The sequence below is a fragment of the Fodinibius salicampi genome (genome assembly GCF_039545095.1).
Classification (GTDB): Bacteria; Bacteroidota; Rhodothermia; order Balneolales; family Balneolaceae; genus Fodinibius; species Fodinibius salicampi.
The window spans coordinates 476,532-498,390 of the sequence record NZ_BAABRS010000002.1; the positions used below are offsets into that span (position 1 = coordinate 476,532).

Consider the following 21,859-nt stretch of genomic DNA (forward strand, 5'->3'; position numbering starts at 1 on the left):
TTTAAAGAAATTCATCTGATATGCAACGTCATTCATCCCGAATTGAACTAAGTCAGTCGGCGCTGCAAAACAACCTTGATTTTATCCGCAGGAAAGCCGGTAATGATACGGTTATATCTTCCGTTGTAAAGGCCAATGCATATGGGCACGGTATACAAGAAATTGTTCCTATGGCTGAAAAGTGTGGTATCCGCCATTTTGCGGTAGCATCAAGCTATGAAGCGGAAGAAGTGATTGACGCCCGGACTACCGATGCAGATATCATGATCATGGGGATATTGTATCCTGAGGACCTTCCCTGGGTAATTGAGCAACAGATTGAGTTTTTTGTCTATGATTACAATCGATTAAAACGTGTGATAGAAGTAGCTGAAAAGATAGATGAAAAAGCCCATATTCATCTGGAGTTGGAAACAGGTGGCAATCGTACCGGTCTGAAAGAAGATCAGTTGGATGCGGTTATCAAACAGATTAAAAAGCATTCAGACCAACTTATACTGGAAGGAGTTTGCACCCATTACGCAGGTATAGAGTCGCTTTCTAATCAATCTCGTATTCAACAGCAGCTAAAAAAGTTTGGGGGAATGGTCGATTATATCCAATCATCAGGTATTAATCCAAGGCTGCAGCATACGGCTTGTTCGGCGGCAGCGCTTGCTTTTCCGGAGACGGTTATGGATTTAGTTAGGATTGGTACTGCACAGTACGGGCTGTGGCCAAGTCCGGATATTTATAATCTGCATTTGTTGGAGGAAAACAAGGTATCGGATAATCCTTTACAACAAGTACTAAGCTGGAAAACTGATATTATGCATCTCAAGGAAGTACCAAAGGGTGATTTTATTGGTTATGGTACTTCCTACTGTGCATCCCGTGACATGCAAATAGCGGTGATTCCAGTGGGATATGGAAATGGTTATGCACGTAGCCTTTCGAATCGAGGACATGTACTCATCAGGGGAGAACGTGCTCCTATTGTGGGATCTGTAAATATGAATGTTTTCATGGTAGATGTGACGGATATCGAAAATGTCCAGATCCGTGATGAAGTAGTAATGATTGGAAGCCAGGAAAAAAATGCCATTACTATTAAATCCTTTACTGAAGTAAGTGATGCTATAAATAACGAATTTATAAGTCGCTTGCCTGCAGCCATAAATCGGAAGGTAGTATCATGATACAGAGATGTATCTTAAAACTTTATTAGTGAAAGATGTTGACCTGTCAGCAAATTTTTTGGTTAAATTCGGATTGGTCTTGGCCCTTGCCGTCGTTACGGTAATTGACTTCAAAGCCTTTCAGGGTAGCATTTGAATTATTCGGTAGTAAAATTAGGTATTGATAGATGTTAATATGATAGGCAATATATTAACGAGTAGATAGATGAGAGGAGGTCTACAGGGATGATCATTCTTCTAATAAATAGTACAGTAGTTTGAATTTGTAGGGAAGTATAATTTGGGGTTTCGTAAAGAATGTCCGTAGATAATATTGTCTCATCCCGTATAATATTCATGTAGAAGTTAATAAATGTTGGCTGGAATGGGGATACTAACTTGCCACCGAATATAATATAATATCATAAATTGCCACCAGAGCAAGAAAATAGAACTTTTGAAATCGGTTTAGTTATGGCCGGTGCCGTTTCGGCAGGAGCCTATACTGCAGGTGTGATAGACTTTTTGCTTCAGGCATTGGAGGAGTGGCAAAAAGCAAAGGATGCTGGAGAAGGTAGTGCCCCGATTCATGACGTTAAAATAAAAGTTATTTCGGGTGCTTCTGCCGGGGGAATGACGGGGGCCATATTTACGGCGATGATGAATGAAGAATTTTCACACATCACTTCCCTTCCCGGTAAAGAACCCACCCGTGATGAAATAAACAGAAATAAATTATACAAATCCTGGGTTGATGATATTGATATTAGAGACCTGCTTGAGAATAGCGATTTAAAAGAAAGAAACAGTAGTGTAAAATCCCTGCTGGACTCATCCGTACTAGATGAAATAGCTGAATCAGCCGTCAGTTTCTCACCTACTCAAGAATGGAAACCTTACATATCGAAGCCCTTCCATCTGTATCTTACTCTCACGAATCTTCAGGGAGTCCCATATGATATTCAGTTTCAGGGGAATACTGGAAGAGGACATTCCATTTCTCAGCATACCGACTTTCTGCATTTTGTACTCAGTCAGAATAACCCGGAGTTAAAAGAAGCCGAGTGGTTGGATCCGGGTAACAGTAACACCAAAAATTGGCACCTGCTAAAACGTACGGCTCTTGCCACTGGGGCATTCCCGGGTGGGTTAGCGCCCCGACAATTGCAAAGGAATTTTGATCATTATGAGTTTAGATCTTGGCCCGTCCCCCAGCGCCCAAAAGAATCGGACGGGGCTGCGGAATGCGTCAGGATGGTAAATATAAAACCAGCATGGCCTGCCGATCATACTGATCGGTTTAATTTCTTATCGGTTGATGGAGGCGTCATGGATAATGAGCCGATGGAACTGGCACGCCGGACTCTGGCGGGTAAGCAGGGCTTCAATCCCAGGAAACCCGAAAGTGCAGAACGTGCAGTAATTATGATCGATCCTTTTCCTAGTGAAAAGAAGACAGAGATGAAATCACAGGAAGAGCTGGAGAATTATGACATCGTTAGTATTTTTACTGAATTGTTTGGCAGCCTGATGTCACAGGCACGCTTTAAACCGGACGAGTTGATGCTTGCCAATTCAGATAGCATCTATAGTCGCTACTTGGTAGCTCCTACCCGCAGAAATCCTGATGGGACAAAGGCTAACTATCCTATTGCTTCTGGATTTTTGAATGGTTTCGGGGGCTTTTTCTCCAAAAAGTTTAGGATGCATGATTTTCAACTTGGCCGACGAAATTGTCAACAGTTTCTTCGGAATTATCTTTCAATACCGGTAGATAAAGCACGTCAAAATCCTGTATTTGCCGATTATACGGAGGCTGATTTTGAGCGCTTTTCTTTTCAAAAAGATGGGACTGATATTATCCCTTTGATTCCTCTGATGGGTTCTGCTAAAGAAGAAGTTTTTCCGCTTGGGTGGAATACTCTAAAGTTGGGTAGCCGGGAACTCGAGGAACTGAAGAGCTTGATAAGCAATCGGACGAAAGTGGTGATCAACCGGTTAATAGAACAATATGTTGATGATGGTTTTACACGGTGGCTGGCAAAAAGAATTGCAGGCCTAAAAAGGGGCAAAATAGTAGATGCTATCATGGAAAAAATAAACACCGACCTCGAAGAATTTGACCTTAAATCCTGATTTTGTACTCATGAATTCTAAAAGTTATAGAACCAATGCGTTGTATTGCCTTATCCTTTCTTTGTTTATAACAGGCTGCCAAAATATGCAGGCACTGTATAGTGAGCAAGCTTATCAACAAGCGGTAACATTGAAGGTTGAATCATTGAACTTAATGGACAAGGCAACAGAATCTTATGACAACCATCAAGAGGAGGTAGAGGCATTAAGGATAGAGCTACAAAAAGCATACGAATATGCAAAAGGGCGTCCCCAAAATACGGAAAGCACCCAGCAATGGGGGATTATGATTGATCCTGAAGGTTCACTTTTGGGAGGATTCCTTCGGATATGGGAAGAAAAAGGAGAAGTTTCTTCAACATTGATAGAGCAATCAAAGGGAAATATCGAAGAGGGATTTGATATTATTATGGAATTGGAAAGTGGTAAAAGAGAACAATAAAAAGAAATGATATGCCCGACTTTAATGACTTTATCGACCAATTAAAAAATGAGCTTGTAAATCGTGCCAGCAAGTTAGGTGATGAGGTTAAAGACGAATTTATAAAGGATGGGAGAACGTTTGCCGAAGAAGCCGAAGATGATCTTAAACGTTGGACTAAACTTATGGCGGAGGGGAAGCTCACAAAAGAGGACCTTAAATTTCTGGTAAATGGGAAAAAGGATCTTGCAAAAATGGAAGCCTTAAAACACAAAGGAATTGCGAAAGCACAGCTGGATCAATATAAAAGTTCTATTGTAGATTCAGTGATAACCTCGGCCTCTGAAATGTTTGGATGAAATCTTTTAGCTGTTCAATATAGAAACGTAAAAATTTTGTCGAATGGTCTCGACTTACCAAAATTAATTCTGGATGTAGCCAAGTAATTAAAATCAAGTGGTGACAAACAAAAAACTAAATTAGAAAATAGCTTGAGTTATGAAGACACAAAATGGAAAGCTAGACGAAGAAACTGCAGATTTTGTTGAATCCCCCAATCATAGTGGAAAATTCTCCAAAGACTTACCGGATACAATTGTAATCCACTATACAGCAGGGAGTTCGGGAGAATCATCTATTCGAACTCTCACTAATCCGAATGTTAGGGCATCGGCTCACCTGGTGATCAGCCGCGATGGTTCCATAACTCAGCTAGTTTCCTTTGATACCATTGCCTGGCATGCTGGGAAAAGTGCTTGGGGAGATCGGCAGGGATTGAATAAATATTCTATTGGCATTGAACTGGATAACGCTGGTCGACTTACGAAAAGTGGTGATCAGTATATTTCTTGGTTTGGCCGCGCATATCCTGAAGACCAGACGATTGAGGCTGTTCATAGAAATGAAGAAGATCCCAGTTTCTGGCATCGCTTTACAGAAGAACAGATTACAAAAACATACGAGATTTGTGAGCTGCTGATTAATGCCTATGATATTAAAACGATCTTGGGCCATGAAGAGATATCACCGGGCCGGAAGATAGATCCCGGGCCCGCGTTTCCACTTGATAAAATGCGGGATAAACTACTGCATGCCGACCGAAGTGAGCAAGAAGAGGAGGAAACAGAAGGTTTTGACAATCCCGGAGTTGTAACCGCATCATTGCTAAACATACGTTCGGGTCCTTCTGCGGAGAATCAAAAAATTTCCAATCCCCTTCAAAAAGGTACGCCTGTAAATATTGTAGATGAGTCTAACAGGTGGTACCAGGTAGAAGTAAAACTTAAAGGATGGGTGGCTAAATCTTTCATTAAAAAAAATATTTAAGCAGATGGCCCTAGATAATTCTTAATTTAAAATAGTTTTACCGTTGAAGCTGCTAGTCCAAAACAAGTGGTCCTTAATACTATGTTGGGGGAATAGGACTAGATAAATTATGAGGAAAGAAACATTCCTCACAAAGTATTAGGAAATCCCTAAATAGATTAGAAGTCTCCTAAGTACGTTAGAAAGCTCCCATCTGCCTGTATTTGATTGCGAAATATTACATAATGTCTCAGGGCATCAAGGTAGAGTTCATTTAAAAGAAAATAATATTGGGGTAGCAATTATGGAAGATATAGGAGAAAATAAAGTAGTAACGTATAACAAAGAATACGATAATCCGATATCAGGATGTAATCTCCGTCTTAGGTATATGATCGAGGACTTTGATGAATTGATCAACGCAGGTCATGATAATAATACGCAGACATATACAACAGTTATGGAACGAGAGATTAAAATAGCATCCTGATTTTAGCTTTAGAAAGTTCTGATATCATAATAACAGATTTATTCCTAAAGGGTGATTACTAAATAGCTTTTAATTAGGATATTGATTTACTTGTAAATATATATTTACATATTGCTGTCATCTCCAGCGTCCTACCTCGAAAATACAACATATATAATAATGTGGAGATATAGCTATGAAAAAAAGAATCACTTTACTGTTTGGAATCATACTTTTTGTTGGTTCCGTTTATGCTCAGTCGCCTACCGGGGATAGCAGCGATAAACAAGCCAAGATCAATAGCGCTATGAGTGCTGCTCCATACGCTATTGCAAAGAATGCAACCATTAGAGACTGGCCCGCAAGTGAAGGTGAAGAAATGGCCTTGCTCCGTGAAGGTACTAATGAGTATACGTGTCTGCCCGATATGCCTGGTACACCCGGTAATGATCCTATGTGTTTGGATGAGCCCTGGTTAACATGGGCGGACGCCTGGATGAATCAGAAAGAAGTAAATATATCAAAAATGGGATTCGGTTATATGCTGCAGGGTGGCACCCCGGAAAGCAATACTGATCCATACGCTGAAGGGCCAACTGATGACAATGAGTGGATAACTGATGCCGTCCCCCATTTGATGATTATTGTGCCCAATAATAGCATGCTTGAAGGGCTACCGGTAACCCCTGAGTCAGGCGGGCCATGGGTGATGTGGCGAAATACCCCTTACGTGCATGTTATGGCACCTATGCCTAAATATAATCCTTCAGATGTGCAGGAGGACAGTGACTAGTAATCATGAGATAGTCGGAGAAAAAAACAGGAGAGGGTACTTACTAGTTGAAAACCAATAGCTAGGAAGCGAGTTTAAGATAATATGGATCGAGTAGGCATTGAGTAAAGTATACCATAGGCCCTAATTCCTGTGACGATCATACGCCAAGCCATTATACTCCTCAGCTACAAATAAAGAGGAGAAATGAACTGGGAAATGAGATTTTAAAACGTGAACGGTCAAACTACAAAAACGATGGAACGTAAAGAATTTTTGAAACAAACCGGCTTGATCCTCGGGTCATTGCCAACCTTAGGATCGGCTTCACTTACCGCGGCTTCCAAATCTGAGATTTCAACAACATATGATCCAATGAGCTGGTCGGAAATTCGCGATCAGTTTGAACTTAGACGCTCTCATATACATATGTCTACTTTTTTGCTATCGAGCCATCCGAAGCCAGTGGCGGAAGCGATTGAACGGCATAGGAATGCCCTGGATGAAGATCCGGCTCACTATTGGGAAGAACATTTTATGACGGCTGAACCACAGCAGCAGGCTGCTGCAGGCGAATATCTAAACGCCAATCCCGATCATATTGCACTTACCGATAGCACCACGATGGGGCTGGGACTAGTTTACGGAATGCTGAAACTGCGGCCAGGACAAGAGATTGTTACTACCACGCACGGTCATTTTTCTACGGATTTATCCCTCAAACACCGGGCAGAACGCACCAAGGCCAAGATTCGAAAGATCTCTCTATACGACAACCCGGCGGAAGCCTCGGTTGATGAGATTGTTTCCCGGGCAAAAAGTGCTATCACTGAACAGACACGAGTTATTGCGGTGACCTGGGTTCATTCTTCCACGGGAGTGAAGCTACCAATTAAGGAGATAGCACAGGTTTTGCAAGAGATGAACCGTTCTCGTGAGATGGCAGATCGTATATTGCTGTGCGTGGATGGCGTCCATGGGTTTGGCATTGAAAATATGAGGGTAGATGATTTGGAATGTGATTTCTTTATAGCCGGGACCCATAAATGGCTTTTTGGTCCCCGTGGTACAGGTATTATCTGGGGGCGGGATGAAGCATGGGAAGCGCTCGATCCAATCATTCCAAATTTTGGCCCAAGCGCGGGTGTCTGGATCGGTGCACTACCGGTAGATACTCCACTCATTACTCCAGGCAACTTTTTTACCCCCGGAGGCTTCCATTCATTTGAACACCGCTGGGCACTGGCTGAAGCATTTCGGTTTCATCTCGATATCGGAAAGGAAAGGGTGCAAGAAAGAATTCATACGCTGAATACAATGACCAAGGAGGCACTCGCGGGAATGCCCCATGTACAGCTTCACACACCTATGAGTACTGAGCTTTCCTCAGGGTTAGTCTGTTTTGATGTAGATGGTTATTCACCAGAACAGGTTGTAGAGGAGTTTCACCGGCATAAGATTACCGCTAGTACGACCCCATACCGGGATTCTCACGCTCGGTTGGCCCCGAGTCTTATTAACAATGAGGAGGAGGTAGAGCGAACCGTTGAGGTGATCGCGAAGATGTGACAAAAAACGGTTGTATTTCTTGAGTAACTTAAATTTAGAAGCAAGAAGCTTTGGTAATTGATAGACATCCGCGTTCCCAGTTGATGCGCTTGGTGTTATTTATTTGACGATTAAGGCCATAATGGCAAGGATATGAACGAGATAGAAAAATTTCAGAAAATACCTATCAACTTTTTGCAGATATTGAAGATGTTGACCCTGTTCTTAAAAAATCCAAAACCAGTTATCTAATGAAGTTTACTGGTTTTGGAGGAGTGGTGATCTTGAAAGTACACTTGGGCTGGAGTCAAAGAATAGGGCAAAATATTTTGACCAACGAATTAAAAGGGGAGAAAATTGGGAAAAGGTGGGTGATAGGCCTGAGGAGGTAAAAGAATTTATTAGCTGGATTAACACCCATTAGTTTTAAGTAATTGTTTGTACTAATATTTATACCTAAAATAGTAAATCCCTGTAAGTCAATAACTTACAGGGATTTGAGTGCCCAAGAGAGGACTCGAACCTCCACGAGCGTTAGCTCACATGCTCCTGAAGCATGTGCGTCTACCAATTCCGCCACTTGGGCTTGGGTTTAAAGCCCTCAAATATAGGAAGCTTTACAGAGAAAGTTCAACCTAAATTGAAAATATTTCTTTAAGTACCTTATTTCATTCGCTGATTATTGTTATTGCTCCTGACGGTTATTAAAGATATTGCGCATCATATTTTTATAGCCCTCGGTAATTTTTACATCCCGGCGATCCATCATGATCTCCATAGTTTCTAAGGCTTTATTTAGCTTGTAGGGTTGGATGACGTTGGATCCTACCCAACTGAATGAGCGGATAAGCTTAGGCGGAAAGTCCCGTGAAATAATATTGCAGTTGACACCAGTCACGGTGCCAGAATTAATAACCGTATTTATAGCCGTCTTGGAATGATCTCCCATGATCATTCCAATAAATTGCTGACCACTGTCTTTTTCTTTGCCGTTTTCCCAATCATGAACTCTTACATTGCTGTAGTTCGTTTTTAGATTGGAGACGGTGGTGCCCGCACCGAAATTACACCATTGTCCCACTACAGAATTTCCTATATAGCCGTGGTGTGCTTTGTTTGAATAAGAGTGGAAGATAGTATTGCTTACCTCCCCCCCAACCTTACAAACCGGTCCGATGGTAGTGTCTTTATAGATTTTAGCCCCTGTTTTTACAATAGATCCTTCACAGACCGCTATGGGCCCACGGAGAACAGAGTCTGCCATAATTGTCACATCTTTTCCAATATATACCGGTCCTTTCCGGGCATCAATTACACAGCCTGCTTCAATCTCAGCACCACTTTTCAAGGTGATATCCGTTCGGTTTTCAAGGGTTGCTGCCGGGGAGATAGATATATTCTCTGAGTCATTGGAACCTGCAAGCCTAAAATCACCTATAATCTCCCGGCCATTAAATTGGAAGAGGTCCCAAAGATGCTCAAAGCAGTCGAAAGACTGGGATTCTACCACGAGCAGATTACTAAAATCAGGATTTCCTTCTGCTACCCATTTTTGGGATGTTTGGCCATCAACACGCGCGGCTATAACAGTAGAATCAAACCGAAGGCAAGTACCATTGTTTAGGTTTTGGACTTCATCCAGCAACGCGCCTGAGGGAAGATAACGAGCATTAATCCATAAGCAGGCTTGGTCGGAATGTATTTTACCGGCTTCAAAAACACCTTCAAGGTTTGGCCGAACAGTGCGGGCAAAGGAATCTGCATCTAAAGCATGCATCCATTTTTGCCTGATTGTAAAGATCCCGATACGGAGATCATCAATCGGCCGGCTGAGGGTTAGAGGATGAAAATTAGGCAGTTTTTTATCTTCAAAAAAACACAACTGCATAAGCGATTTTCCCTTTTAATTATTTTAATACAACTATTTTAAAATCCCTGTCAGAATGATAAATTTAGTAGGTCATTTTTTTGACAGAGAGACAGTATAATAAAAAAGATCAAAAACTTTAGATACTATTTATGTGCGGAATTGTAGGGTATATTGGAGAACAGCAAGCTAGTAATATTATTGTCAAGGGGCTTCAGCGGTTGGAATATCGCGGTTATGACTCTGCTGGCGTTGCATTGTTAAATGGTGAATTAGACATCAAGAAGGGCAAAGGTAAGGTTCAGATCCTGAAGAATAAGCTCGAGGCTAATCCTTCAAAGGGCAAAATAGGTATTGGCCATACACGGTGGGCCACACATGGTGAGCCCAATGATATTAATTCGCATCCCCATGTCAGTGAATCTGGTAAGATCGCGCTCGTACATAACGGAATTATAGAAAATTATAATTCTCTAAAAAAAGAACTTATAAATAAAGGACGAACTTTTCACACGGATACGGATACCGAAGTTGTTGCCCAGCTTATTGAAGAAATTTATGAGAACGGTAATGGCGATGATTTAACATTTGAGCAGGCTGTCCAGATGGCTTTGAAACAGGTTGTGGGTACGTATGGCCTAGCTATTTTACATACGGAAGAACCCGATCGGATTGTGGTGGCTCGAAAAGGTTCTCCGTTGTTGCTGGGGATTGGAGATGGAGAAATGTTTATAGCATCGGATGCCTCTCCTATTGTTGAACATACCAAAAAGGTGGTTTATCTGGATGATGGTGAGATAGCCGTGGTATCTAAAGATGGCTATGAAGTGAAGACTATTGAGGATGTACCGCTCACCAAGAAGGTTCATGAACTTGCCATGAGTGTTGAGGAGATTGAGAAGGGCGGATATCCTCATTTTATGCTCAAGGAGATTTTTGAACAACCCCGTGCTATCGCCGATTGCCTGCGTGGCCGCCTGGATGTTGAGAACCATTCTATTCAGCTTGGCGGTCTTGTTGATGTGTTGGATAAGTTGGTCAATGCCAAACGACTGGTTATTGCGGCATGTGGGACCAGCTGGCATTCTGGCCTGTTGGGTGAATACCTGTTTGAGCATCTGGCCAAGTTACCCGTTGAAGTAGAATACGCTTCAGAGTTTCGCTACCGGGAAGCCCTTATTGATGAAGATGATGTGATGTTGGTTGTTTCTCAGAGTGGAGAAACCGCAGATACACTGGCTGCATTGCGTACGGCAAAGGAGCGGGGAGCACTTACTTTGGGAATCTGTAACGTTGTCGGTTCAACCATTGCCCGCGATACCGATGCCGGGGTATATACCCATGCGGGACCGGAAATCGGGGTGGCCTCAACCAAGGCATTCACTACCCAGGTTTCTGTACTGGCTATGATGGCTATTTTGCTCGGACAAAAAAGAGGTGTTCTTGAAAAAGAATATGCCGCTCGGCTTATTGAAGAACTTGACAGGATTCCCGGAAAAGTAGAGCAAATTCTTGAAAACAGTGAGTCAATTGAGGAAATGGCAAAGCTATTCACCTATGCTCCGAACTTCCTGTATCTCGGAAGAACATATAACTTTCCGGTGGCATTGGAAGGGGCGTTAAAGCTTAAAGAAATCTCCTATATTCATGCCGAAGGTTATCCTGCAGCAGAAATGAAGCACGGACCTATTGCACTTATTGATGAAATGATGCCCGTCGTGGTTATTGCGGCCACCGATCATACCAATGATAAGATGATTAGTAATATCGAGGAGGTAAAGGCCCGAAAAGGACGTATTATAGCTATTACCGGCGAAGACAATGAAGAAGTTATGGATCTGGCAGAATTTAATTGTCCGATACCGGAAACGGAGGATTGTCTTTCTCCACTGTTAACCTCTATTCCGCTTCAACTGCTGTCGTATTATATCGCAGTTAATCGTGGATGCAATGTAGATCAGCCCCGGAACTTGGCCAAGAGTGTAACGGTTGAATAGGATATTTATCGGGTTTAAACGAAAAGAATACATCCGATGTTAAATACACTTTGTATTCGCTGAAAATTAAGAATATGGTCTGCGATCGCTGTATCTCAACGGTACGGCGTCTGTTGAACGATCTCGGATATGAGGTAAATTCCGTACGCTTGGGAGAGGCCGTCATATCTGAGACTCCTGCGGAGGATGAACTTCATGATAATGCGGATAAATTACGTCAAGATGGATTCGAATTGATACATAAAAACCAGTCTGCCCTCACCGAGGATGTGAAGTCGAACCTTATCGGCTACTTAAAAAGGATTGAGAACGAGGTAGATCCGCCCAAATTATCAGCGTTTCTTTCGGATAAACTCCACCGCAATTACAGTTATCTGAGCAACCGGTTTTCGAAGCTTGAGGGGACGACCATAGAGCAGTATATGATCCGGCTGAAGATTGAACGGGTGAAGGAGTTACTAACGTATCAGGAAATGACGCTCAGTGAAATAGCGTGGAAGCTTAATTATAGCAGTGTCCAATACCTTTCCAACCAGTTTAAAAAGGTTACCGGCCAAACGGTCAGCGATTTTAGATCAGAATTGGATGAATTAGACCGTAAATCACTAGATGCTATCCGTTAATTATTAGCCCCCAGATTATTGAGAATACCTGAAAATTTTACACATCATTCCTAATAGATTGTAACAATCTTGGGCGAGTTAAACATTATTTTATTATTCGCATTGGAAACTGATGAGTATGAATAATAACAAATCTGGCAATCTGGGTTATGGCAACTAAAAAATCCCTCAAAATAGAAGGAATGCACTGCGCTGGCTGTGCAAACAGTGTAGAAAAGCATCTCTCAGAGGTAAAAGGTGTACAAAAGGCATCCGTTAATCTGGCTACGGAAAAGGCTTTCGTTGAATTTTCTAATGGTGATGTTACGGATGAGGCTCTCATTCAGGCTATTCAAAAAGCAGGTTATGACGTAAAAGAAGAGCAAGAGGCAGTACAGGATTCAACATCGGGGGTGGACTCTGATGATGAAAAATTTAAAAATGCCCGGAAGAATATGTGGTGGTCCTGGGGTGTCACGATCCCGATTATTCTCTGGATGCTTCCTGAAATGATATGGGGGTGGACATTAGGAGGGGAAACCGTTTATCACGGGACAATGATCTTGCTATCTGGTGTAGTAATTTTCTACCCCGGATGGGAAACCTTGAGGGGAGCGTGGAAGTCAACTCGCGGAGGATCTCCCAACATGGATGTACTTATTGCAATGGGCACGCTGGCATCCCTGGCAACAGGAGTGGTCGCCCTTTTGCATACGTTTGGACTGGCTCCACCATTTCACAGCTTTGCCGGAATTGCTGGCATGATCATGGCATTTCATTTGACTGGACGTTATGTAGAGGCTAAAGCGAAGGGACGTGCTTCTGAGGCTATCAAGAAACTACTGACGCTCGAAGCCAAGGAGGCTACCATTATTAGGAACGGGAAAGAGGAAAAAATCCCGGTATCTGAGCTTGAGGCGGGACATGTCATGGTTGTAAGACCGGGTGATAAAATACCCACTGACGGAGAAGTCGTGGAGGGGGAGAGCCGGGTGGATGAATCACTTGCTACGGGCGAATCTATGCCCGTGCGCAAAGAAAAAGGAGATGAGGTAATCGGCGCAACTATTAATAAAAATGGAACCCTTAAGGTAAAAGCTACAAAAGTAGGTCGGGAGACTTTCCTGAATCAGGTTATCAGGATGGTAGAGGAAGCACAGAGTTCCAAAGTCCCGATACAGGAGTTTGCTGATAAGATAACGGCTATTTTTGTACCGGCTATTATCGGACTTGCAGTAGTTACATGGGCGGCCTGGATGCTTTTCCCAGACTTCTTTGGACAGATCGCGCTTTGGGCATCGGGATTTACTCCCTGGGTCAATCCAGAAATGGGTGCAGTCCCCCTTGCATTCTTTGCTGCAATTGCGGTACTGGTCATTGCCTGTCCCTGCGCATTGGGACTTGCAACGCCAACAGCGCTCATGGTTGGAACCGGAATGGGAGCTGAAAATGGTATTTTAATTCGGCAGGGAAAAGCCGTAGAGCTTCTTCGGGAGATTGATCATATCGTACTCGATAAAACAGGAACTATTACCAAAGGTCATCCATCGGTGACCGATTTAGTTGCCTCAGAAGAATCTTCGTATGAAGAGGTTTTGCGCCTGGCTTCGGCTGTAGAGAAAGGATCGGAGCATCCAATTGGAGAAGCGATTGTTCGTCACGCCGATGAAAAAGAGCAAGAGATTCCCCAGGCTTCAGGTTTTGAGGCAGTTACGGGTCAGGGGGTATGCGCCCAAATAAAGGGGGAGGAAGTATTGGTGGGAAGGCCTAGTTTACTGAAAAGTCATGATATTGATGTTGGAAAAGAAAAGATAGGCGAGGCCCGGAAATTAGAGGAAGAGGCAAAAACCGCTGTTTTTATTGCTGCTCGTAAGAAATGTATTGGTATCATAGCCGTAGCCGATCCAATTAAAGAGGACAGTATGGAGGCGATTTCTGCACTGAAATCCATAGGCATGAGGCCAGTTATGATTACAGGAGATAATGAGCGAACGGCTAGAGCTGTAGCCCAACAGGTAGGCATTGATGAAGTAATAGCAGGGGTGATGCCGGACCAGAAGACCGATGAGATTAAACATTTACAGGAACAGGGCAAGAAAGTAGCCATGGTGGGAGACGGTATTAACGATGCCCCGGCACTAACGCAGGCAGATATTGGTATCGCTATTGGAACCGGCACCGATGTGGCTATAGAATCCGGAGATATTGTACTTGTTCGCGGAGATTTGACCTCAGTTGTTCAGGCGGTTAAGCTTAGCAATGCCACCTTTAAAAAAATAAAACAGAATCTTTTCTGGGCTTTTTTCTACAACGTAGTAATGATCCCGTTAGCTGTGATGGGTATGATGCATCCATTGCTGGCGGAAGCGGCTATGGCATTCAGCTCTGTGAACGTAGTTTATAACTCGCGCCGACTTCAAAATGCAGACTTATCCACATGAATCCACACCTTAGGATATGTTTGTGGAAAACTTTGTGGATAACCGGGATCCAAGAGTAAAGTTTAGTTCGCAATGTTTTCAAAACATTAAGGTAAAACTCCCGTAGAAGTAACAAAACCCAATAAAATAAGAGGAAAATATGATTACGAAAATACTGGTGAACAGCATAGGAATTTTTGCTATTGGTTACATACTGAAGGGAATACACATAAAAAACTATTGGGCAGCACTTGGCGCCGCTATTTTACTTGCGATTGTAAATGCTTTTGTTAAACCTGTAGTCATATTTTTGACGCTCCCTATTACTATTCTGACGATGGGGCTCTTTCTATTGGTAATCAATGCACTAATGCTGCTATTGATTGCCGCACTGGTAGATGGTGTGGATATCGATAACTTTTGGTGGGCGCTTGGCTTTAGTATTCTGCTTTCGCTGTTGAATGTAATTTTCTTTTAATCAGGCTACACTCAAATTATCGACAGCAGGGGTAGAGGTTTCTTCTCGGTTAACTTCAAGCGTGTATACTTTGGCCGGAGGTAAATTGAGGAGGACGAACTTTTTATTACGTCCGTATTTTCGGACAATTTCTTCTTCAAAATCACTCTTGAAATTCCGAAATTTCACGTATTTGAAATAGCTAATACAAGCTTCTTCAGTGCATAAGCTTAGCTTTTTTTTCCATATTTCCTGACTAACCTCAGCAGGCATATTTTCGTAGGGTAAGCTGGAAAAAATAAAATCGTATTTGTAGTCCGGCTGGAACTGTAAAATATCTGTATGGTATGCCTGGATATTAGATTGCCTATACCGGGTTTTAACAATTTGGAAAAACTTTTTATGGATTTCTACTACATCCAGTTTATCCTGCGGACGTAAATATTTAACAATCTGTTTGGTTAGTGGACCCGTTCCCGGACCGATTTCTAAAATATTGAGGGGACTACAATTTCCATCAGCCAACTCTTTTTTAAAGCGAGCTACCAAGTCTTTAGCAAGAAATTTAGAGCTGGGTGCAACAGCCCCAACCTGTTTTAAGTCTTTAAAAAAGTAGAGAAGGTGTTTAAGTGGTTTTGCCGGATTTTTTCCCATAGTTGCCTAAATGTAATAAAGCTGGAGGTATTTGACTAATAATGATATTCTTACTTTTAAAAATTCCAATCTGATGAATTATAATAATGACAGAGGTTTTTGTATAGTTAAAAAATTTAAAGTATTCATTATTAAATTTTTTTACATCTAAATAAGCTTTTGTTGTTGACTCATTGTTGTTTTAAAAAGAACTTTTTGCACAATATCAGGCAATAAGAATAACTCTAATTAACGTCTAGCAAATATGGATTATTTGAATTTCATGCGTCATAAAGGATGGGCAGTGTTACTGCTATCAATTGGTTTGGTAGCAGGTTGCGCCACTTCTAAAGAAACAACAAGTTCCGGTAAGTCCGCCTCGCAAGAAGAGAACGGTGAAAATGGAGATTATAAAGCTTATGAGAAGGTTATAACGGATGAGGCCCAATCGGATGAAGGGTTATTTACGGTCCATAAAGTAGACAATAAGTATTACTATGAAATTCCTGATTCAGTCTTGAATCAGGAGATGTTGCTGGTTAGTCGTATTGCCGGTACTCAAAATGATCTCAGTTTTGGAGGAGCAGGAATGAAAGCCCGTTCCCAACAAGTAGTACGCTGGCAGATAAAGGATGATAATATTCTGTTGCGTCATGTCTCATATGAAAGTATCGCAGATGAAAATAATCCCATATATGAATCTGTAAAGAATAATAATTATGAACCAATCGTACATAGTTTTGATATAGAAACTATAAAAAAGGATTCGGTTTCGGAAAATACCAAAGTTATTGAAGTTACCGACTTTTTTACTTCTGATGTACCGTTGATTAGTGGTTTAAGTGATGGACAGCGCAAGCAGTTTGAAGTACGTCGTTTGGATGGAGAACGTAGTTTGATTGACAGTATCCGTGCCTATCCGGAAAATATTGAAACCCGACATATCCTGACCTATGAGTCCGGTAGTCCACCGGATGACGCTCCTACAGGGACTATTTCTTTGGAAATGAACCAGTCGATGATTCTTCTTCCGGATCAACAGATGGAGAAACGAGTTGTTGATGATCGTGTAGGTTATTTTTCGATCGAACAAATTAAATATGGCGGTGAGCGGCATCGGGCTGATGAAAAACAGTTTGTGACGCGGTATGAATTGGTGCCTAAGGATAAGGAAGCCTATCTCGATGGAGAGCTCGTGGAACCGGTGGAACCCATTGTCTATTATATAGATCCAGCAACACCCAAAAAGTGGCGTCCATATCTAAAACAGGGCGTAGAAGATTGGCAGAAAGCATTTGAGGAAGCAGGCTTTAAAAATGCTATTATTGCCAAGGATCCCCCCTCTGAAGAGGAGAATCCCGAATTTACGCCCGAAGATGTTCGCTATTCAGTAATACGATATATAGCAAATGATATTCCTAATGCCCAGGGTCCGCATGTGCACGATCCGCGAACGGGACAAATTCTCGAGAGCGATATCCTGTGGTATCATAACGTGATGAATTTATTGAGAAACTGGTATTTTGTACAAACGGCCGCTGCCAATCCAGAGGCACGTTCGGTACAGTTTGAGGATGAAGTTATGGGAGAATTAGTTCGGTTTGTGTCGGCCCATGAAGTAGGACATACACTGGGCCTTCCCCACAACTGGGGTTCCAGCTATGCCTATCCGGTAGATTCACTGCGATCTCCAAGCTTTACAGAAGAGCATGGAACCGCTCCTTCTATCATGGACTATGCCCGTTTTAACTATATTGCTCAGCCAGGTGACGGCGTGGAAAGTTTTGGACCCGCCATCGGTGAATACGATGAGTGGTCAATTAAGTGGGGCTATACGTGGTTCCCCGAGGATATGAGTCAGGAAGAGCAGCAGGCTACCCTAAATGAATGGACGCGCGAGCGCGCTGATGATCCTCGTTATTTCTATGGCCGACAAACGGGCAGTAAAATTGATCCCCGTTCTCAAAATGAAGATCTCGGTAATGATGCCATGAAAGCAGGTGAGCTGGGTATTGAAAATCTGAAACGCATTACCGATAACCTTATCGAGTGGACCCACCGCGAAGGGGCCGACTACGATGAGCTGGAAGAACTCTATGATAATGTGGTGACCCAATGGGGGCGCTATATGGGACACGTAACCAAAAACGTGGGTGGTGTCTATGAAAATCATAAAACTTATAGTCAGAATGGACCTGTTTATCAGTTTGTGCCCAGAGAGACCCAGGAAAGGGCAATGACATTTCTGGGGGAATTTGCCTTTTCAACTCCTGAATGGATGCTCAATGAAGACATCCTGGATCGTATAAATCAGTCTACGGTCGTTAATAATTTACGTAGCGCCCAGGTAAATGTGCTTAACGATCTTACCAATCCACAACGTATTGCCCGGCTCATTGAGTTCGATGCCCGCAGTAGTGATGATACCTATGATACTTTTGAAATGATGGATGATGTCAGAAGCATTATCTGGAGCGAATTGGAAAACAATACTGCTATTGGAGTGCACCGCCGGAACTTACAGCGTGCTTATATTGAACGGATGGCGTACCTGATGACTGAGGAACTTCCGGATGTGTCCGGGGAGATGAAGGAATACTACGGATGGACCGATGTAGATGTTAGTCAATCTGATATCCGCCCCATCGTACGTGATCAGCTTGAAACGTTGCAAAGGGACATACAGCGCACTCAAAGTCGGGTCAGCGACCGGGCAACCCGTGTACACCTTGCGGATGCAGAACAACGAATTGAAAATATTTTGGATCCGAATAGCTGATTTTCAAACTAAATAATTGCAAATATTAATTATTAAACCCCGGTTTATCACCGGGGTTTTTTATTGATTGAACACTGAATTTTATTTTGGATAAATTTTCGGAACAACAAGTTTCAAAATGACTACTAACAGCTAAAAGATAATAACAATATTAACTTAGCAGCTGATGAAAAACAGAATAGTTCTTTTTATAGCTATAATAGCGCTATTTACTGCATGTGATAATTCCAACAATAATTTTTCGTCAACTGTTGAAAGCTTGGAGGGATCAACCTATAGCAGCATTATTCCATGTGCAGACTGCGAGGGAATAGCGTTTGAACTTACTTTGAAAGAAAACCAAAAGTATGAAAGTTCATCAGTTTATATTGGGGAAAGTAGTCGTCCTTTTATAGAAAAGGGTACTTGGAGTGTAAAAGAAGATACCTTGCTGGCTTTGGAAGAAAAATCAGGTACTTCTAAAGAATTTACAATTGACGACAGCCTACTGGTAATGTTGGATCAGCAAGGAAAGGAAATTACAGGATCTCTCACTGATCGGTATATTTTAGACAAGCAGCCTTTAAAAACTGCAGAACGCCATTCCCAATGGACAGAGTTGCAAAAGGAAGGTGTTGACTTCCGCGGAGCGGGTAACGAGCCGTTCTGGCGATTAAAAATAGACTTTGATAATAATACCCGCTTCGAAGTTTTGGACGGAGATACCGTAGTAATATCAACTCCTGAGATAGAAAAGGATTCAACCAGTAAAGCACGTCTTATAAAAGCTGAAACAGAATCAGGATCTTTTACTGCTTTATTTTCTCCTATTGGATGTACGGATAGCATGTCGGGTATATTATTTACTCATCGTGTTATCGTAGAAATAGGAGAAGAAACGTATCGGGGATGCGGGAGCATGATCACTGATCGCTATAAATTGCATGATTTCTGGACCCTTCATTCTTTAAACAATGCTGAAATATCCGAAGAGGCCTTTTTAAGGCAGTTACCGGCATTACAGATTAACCTTAATAAACAACAGGTTCATGGGCATACAGGCTGTAACCAGTTAAATGGCAAGTTGACAATTGGCCAGGATAGCTTGTCTTTTGGGGAACTCATTACTACCAAAGTGGCATGTCAGGATCAGGATGCAAGGGAACTCGAATCACAGTTCAAGGAAGCCTTAAGCGAAACTAATAAATATGATATAAGCAACGAGCGGCTGCTTTTACTGCATGATGAGGATACAGTGATGACATTTCACCGATCGGAGTAGAGCGGTATTTAGATTATTTTTATATGTCAATATCGGTTAATACATCCAGCAGGGCATCGATATCTTTTTTCTCATTATATACATTGGGGGAAATACGAAGGGAACTGCCCCGCAGAGAAAGATGAATGTTCCGGTTGATTAAGCGATTATTTAAATTATCCATATCTATCTTCTTCGGCAGCCGTATTCCAAACATATGATGTCCACGCCAGGCAGGGTCCTCGACCTGGTACCCGAACGTTTTTAGTTCTTGAATAAAATTTGTCGTTAATTTTTTGCAATATTGCTGGATGTTCTTAGGATTCCACTCCAGAATTAGTTTTAATGCCTCAATCATCATGGGAACGAGAATAAAATTACTGCGTTCTCCCACATCAAATCGTTTGGCACCAGGTTGATATGCTTCCTTATAATCAATGAGTCCGCTGAAGTCTTCGCTGTTTTTACGTACAATCCACCCCTCCTCGAGCGGTTGTCCCTCTTGTAAACGGGAACTAAAATAACCCAGTGCCATAGAGTAGGGGCCCATCAACCATTTGTAACCGGCGCAAATCAAAGCATCGGGCCGGACATTTTGCACGTCAATGGGAAGGGCGCCTACCGATTGCGTCCCATCAATCACAAAATATCCATCGTTTTTCCGGATACGTTTTCCTATTTCTTCTACATCGAAAAGGGTACCATCCGTCCAGTGTACGTTTCCAAGTGCAACCAATAACGTGTTTGAATTTATAGCTTTCAGTATGTGCTTGTTCCATTGTCGGCCCCGTCCTTCGGAAAGGGGAGGAGCTTCGATAATCTGTAGCTTGCAATCATGCTCATTACAAAACCGTTTCCATGCATAAACGTTGCTGGGGAATTGTTCTCCGGCAATGATGACGGTATTTCCCTTTGAAGAATCGATATTCTGTGCTGCTGTTGCCAGTCCATAGGATACAGAAGGCATAATGGCAATATCGGCAGACCGTTTGGCATTTATGAGTTGAGCAAATAATACACGCAGTCGGTTACTATCTGTAAAAAAATCTTCGGGAGCGGTTTCCCAGGGACGATTTTTTTGTCTGATTCCCCTTATACCTGCTTCTTCAACGGTCTTGGGGAGTGGTGCCAGGTAAGAACAGTTGATATAATGATGATTATCGGGAAGGGAAAACAGGTGCTTTTGACAATCCATTTTATTGCTGATGGTTAATGAGTGTAATTAAGTAATAAATTGAAATAAGAGTAACCGTTAAATTTTGCTTTTAACCTTTGAGTGTATCAGTTATCCGAAAGCTTTCTGGTCCAAATTGGAAAAGCACATCCAGAATACTACACCAAGGTTCAAATCCGTCAAAGTGTTGATGATATTGAGGATGGCTGAAATCAAGAACCGATTTCAGCTCCGCTTGCCGCTGGTAATGGCGACTGTCATATTCTTGAAAGAGAGTCTCCGCTCCCAGCCGTTCGGCCAAGAGATTCGGATCAGAAGTATAATCAGCCAGGTTGCTTGCCAATTCATATTCCATGCTAATATCCATAAAACGAAACAGGCGTTTTTGCAGATAGAGAATAAAGTCCATCAAATAGGTGTAATCCTTCGCCGATTTGAAATCGGCTTTTATTTCCGGTTCATAAAAATCATAATAGATGCTATTCCGGTAATTATATTCGATACTGCGTAATAAGGGAAGAATCCAATCCTCGGAATGATCTATTCGTACTTCTCGAATCGCTTTTTTTCGGTCTTCGGTTCGAATGGGGATGTTAATCCACTGCGTCCCATTTGGGACGCGAATTTTGGCGCGGTGAACCCGGCTTTTGCGCGACCATCGTTCCACATCCTGCAGAATAATTCGATCGGCCTGTAACATTACAGACAAGTCGTATAAATTCGGAGCAAATTGGGGAAGGAGCAGGGCTAACTTCAATTCAAAGAGATTTTTCGGGATTAGTAAACATTAACGATAACTATTACAGCAGTTATCCAGCCGTCGGATTTACGTATTAGAAAAAGACAAATCCATTTTACACAAAGCTACTTAAAAGCTTCCAA

At 42.2% G+C, this 21,859-nt stretch carries 18 protein-coding genes and 1 tRNA gene; 14 read left to right on the forward strand and 5 right to left on the reverse strand.

Going from position 1 to position 21,859, the window contains the following annotated elements; all coding sequences use genetic code 11:
- Positions 1–20: 20 nt before the first annotated feature.
- The 8 genes from alr to ABEB05_RS09910 all read left to right on the forward strand — a co-directional run bounded on the left by alr (position 21) and on the right by ABEB05_RS09910 (position 7,829).
- Positions 21–1,178 carry an alanine racemase gene (gene alr / locus ABEB05_RS09875; RefSeq protein ID WP_265789735.1) on the forward strand — a complete coding sequence of 386 codons (1,158 nt, stop codon included), beginning with the start codon at positions 21–23 and terminating at the stop codon, positions 1,176–1,178.
- 408 nt (positions 1,179–1,586) lie between these two features.
- Positions 1,587–3,293 carry a patatin-like phospholipase family protein gene (locus tag ABEB05_RS09880; protein WP_265789736.1) on the forward strand — a complete coding sequence of 569 codons (1,707 nt, stop codon included), beginning with the start codon at positions 1,587–1,589 and terminating at the stop codon, positions 3,291–3,293.
- 85 nt (positions 3,294–3,378) lie between these two features.
- Entirely contained in the window at positions 3,379–3,735 is a 357-nt protein-coding gene (locus ABEB05_RS09885; RefSeq protein WP_265789737.1) for a hypothetical protein, read from the forward strand.
- A gap of 11 nt (positions 3,736–3,746) precedes the next feature.
- Positions 3,747–4,073 carry a hypothetical protein gene (locus ABEB05_RS09890; protein WP_265789738.1) on the forward strand — a complete coding sequence of 109 codons (327 nt, stop codon included), beginning with the start codon at positions 3,747–3,749 and terminating at the stop codon, positions 4,071–4,073.
- Between the two features lie 139 nt (positions 4,074–4,212).
- Positions 4,213–5,040, forward strand: a complete 828-nt coding sequence (locus tag ABEB05_RS09895; RefSeq protein WP_265789739.1) for an N-acetylmuramoyl-L-alanine amidase — start codon at positions 4,213–4,215, stop codon at positions 5,038–5,040.
- Positions 5,041–5,323: 283 nt separating this feature from the next.
- Entirely contained in the window at positions 5,324–5,509 is a 186-nt protein-coding gene (locus tag ABEB05_RS09900; RefSeq protein ID WP_265789740.1) for a hypothetical protein, read from the forward strand.
- 175 nt (positions 5,510–5,684) lie between these two features.
- On the forward strand, positions 5,685–6,281 hold the full coding sequence (locus ABEB05_RS09905; RefSeq protein ID WP_265789741.1) for a hypothetical protein: 597 nt from the start codon (positions 5,685–5,687) through the stop codon (positions 6,279–6,281).
- Between the two features lie 237 nt (positions 6,282–6,518).
- The gene (locus tag ABEB05_RS09910; RefSeq protein ID WP_265789742.1) at positions 6,519–7,829 is read left to right on the forward strand and encodes an aminotransferase class V-fold PLP-dependent enzyme; all 1,311 of its coding nucleotides are present in this window, start codon (positions 6,519–6,521) and stop codon (positions 7,827–7,829) included.
- 481 nt (positions 7,830–8,310) lie between these two features.
- On the opposite strand, the gene ABEB05_RS09915 is transcribed toward ABEB05_RS09910, so the two are convergent.
- Together ABEB05_RS09915 and ABEB05_RS09920 are read right to left on the reverse strand one after the other, a co-directional pair.
- Positions 8,311–8,394, reverse strand: a tRNA-Leu gene (locus ABEB05_RS09915).
- A 99-nt stretch (positions 8,395–8,493) separates the two neighbouring features.
- Positions 8,494–9,696 carry a putative sugar nucleotidyl transferase gene (locus tag ABEB05_RS09920; RefSeq protein ID WP_265789744.1) on the reverse strand — a complete coding sequence of 401 codons (1,203 nt, stop codon included), beginning with the start codon at positions 9,694–9,696 and terminating at the stop codon, positions 8,494–8,496.
- A 131-nt stretch (positions 9,697–9,827) separates the two neighbouring features.
- Between ABEB05_RS09920 and glmS the strand changes: the two genes are divergently transcribed.
- The 4 genes from glmS (at position 9,828) to ABEB05_RS09940 (ending at position 15,172) form a co-directional block, all read left to right on the forward strand.
- Positions 9,828–11,672, forward strand: a complete 1,845-nt coding sequence (gene glmS, locus ABEB05_RS09925; RefSeq protein ID WP_265789746.1) for a glutamine--fructose-6-phosphate transaminase (isomerizing) — start codon at positions 9,828–9,830, stop codon at positions 11,670–11,672.
- Between the two features lie 50 nt (positions 11,673–11,722).
- Positions 11,723–12,295 (forward strand): helix-turn-helix domain-containing protein, encoded by a 573-nt coding sequence (locus ABEB05_RS09930; protein WP_345694270.1) that lies wholly within the window; start codon positions 11,723–11,725, stop codon positions 12,293–12,295.
- Positions 12,296–12,444: 149 nt separating this feature from the next.
- Positions 12,445–14,715, forward strand: coding sequence for a heavy metal translocating P-type ATPase (locus tag ABEB05_RS09935; protein WP_265789749.1), 2,271 nt, complete (start codon positions 12,445–12,447; stop codon positions 14,713–14,715).
- Between the two features lie 139 nt (positions 14,716–14,854).
- Positions 14,855–15,172 carry a phage holin family protein gene (locus ABEB05_RS09940; protein WP_265789750.1) on the forward strand — a complete coding sequence of 106 codons (318 nt, stop codon included), beginning with the start codon at positions 14,855–14,857 and terminating at the stop codon, positions 15,170–15,172.
- Here the strand turns inward: ABEB05_RS09940 and ABEB05_RS09945 are convergent, their stop codons facing one another.
- Positions 15,173–15,805 (reverse strand): class I SAM-dependent methyltransferase, encoded by a 633-nt coding sequence (locus ABEB05_RS09945; protein WP_265789751.1) that lies wholly within the window; start codon positions 15,803–15,805, stop codon positions 15,173–15,175.
- Positions 15,806–16,049: 244 nt separating this feature from the next.
- Between ABEB05_RS09945 and ABEB05_RS09950 the strand changes: the two genes are divergently transcribed.
- Entirely contained in the window at positions 16,050–18,563 is a 2,514-nt protein-coding gene (locus ABEB05_RS09950; protein ID WP_265789753.1) for a zinc-dependent metalloprotease, read from the forward strand.
- A 166-nt stretch (positions 18,564–18,729) separates the two neighbouring features.
- On the forward strand, positions 18,730–19,824 hold the full coding sequence (locus tag ABEB05_RS09955; RefSeq protein ID WP_265789755.1) for a copper resistance protein NlpE N-terminal domain-containing protein: 1,095 nt from the start codon (positions 18,730–18,732) through the stop codon (positions 19,822–19,824).
- A gap of 19 nt (positions 19,825–19,843) precedes the next feature.
- Here ABEB05_RS09955 and ABEB05_RS09960 read toward each other — a convergent pair whose 3' ends face one another.
- Both ABEB05_RS09960 and ABEB05_RS09965 read right to left on the reverse strand, forming a co-directional pair.
- The gene (locus tag ABEB05_RS09960) at positions 19,844–20,998 is read right to left on the reverse strand and encodes an aminotransferase class V-fold PLP-dependent enzyme (RefSeq protein WP_265789756.1); all 1,155 of its coding nucleotides are present in this window, start codon (positions 20,996–20,998) and stop codon (positions 19,844–19,846) included.
- 70 nt (positions 20,999–21,068) lie between these two features.
- Positions 21,069–21,734 (reverse strand): WbqC family protein, encoded by a 666-nt coding sequence (locus ABEB05_RS09965; protein ID WP_265789757.1) that lies wholly within the window; start codon positions 21,732–21,734, stop codon positions 21,069–21,071.
- Positions 21,735–21,859: the final 125 nt, after the last annotated feature.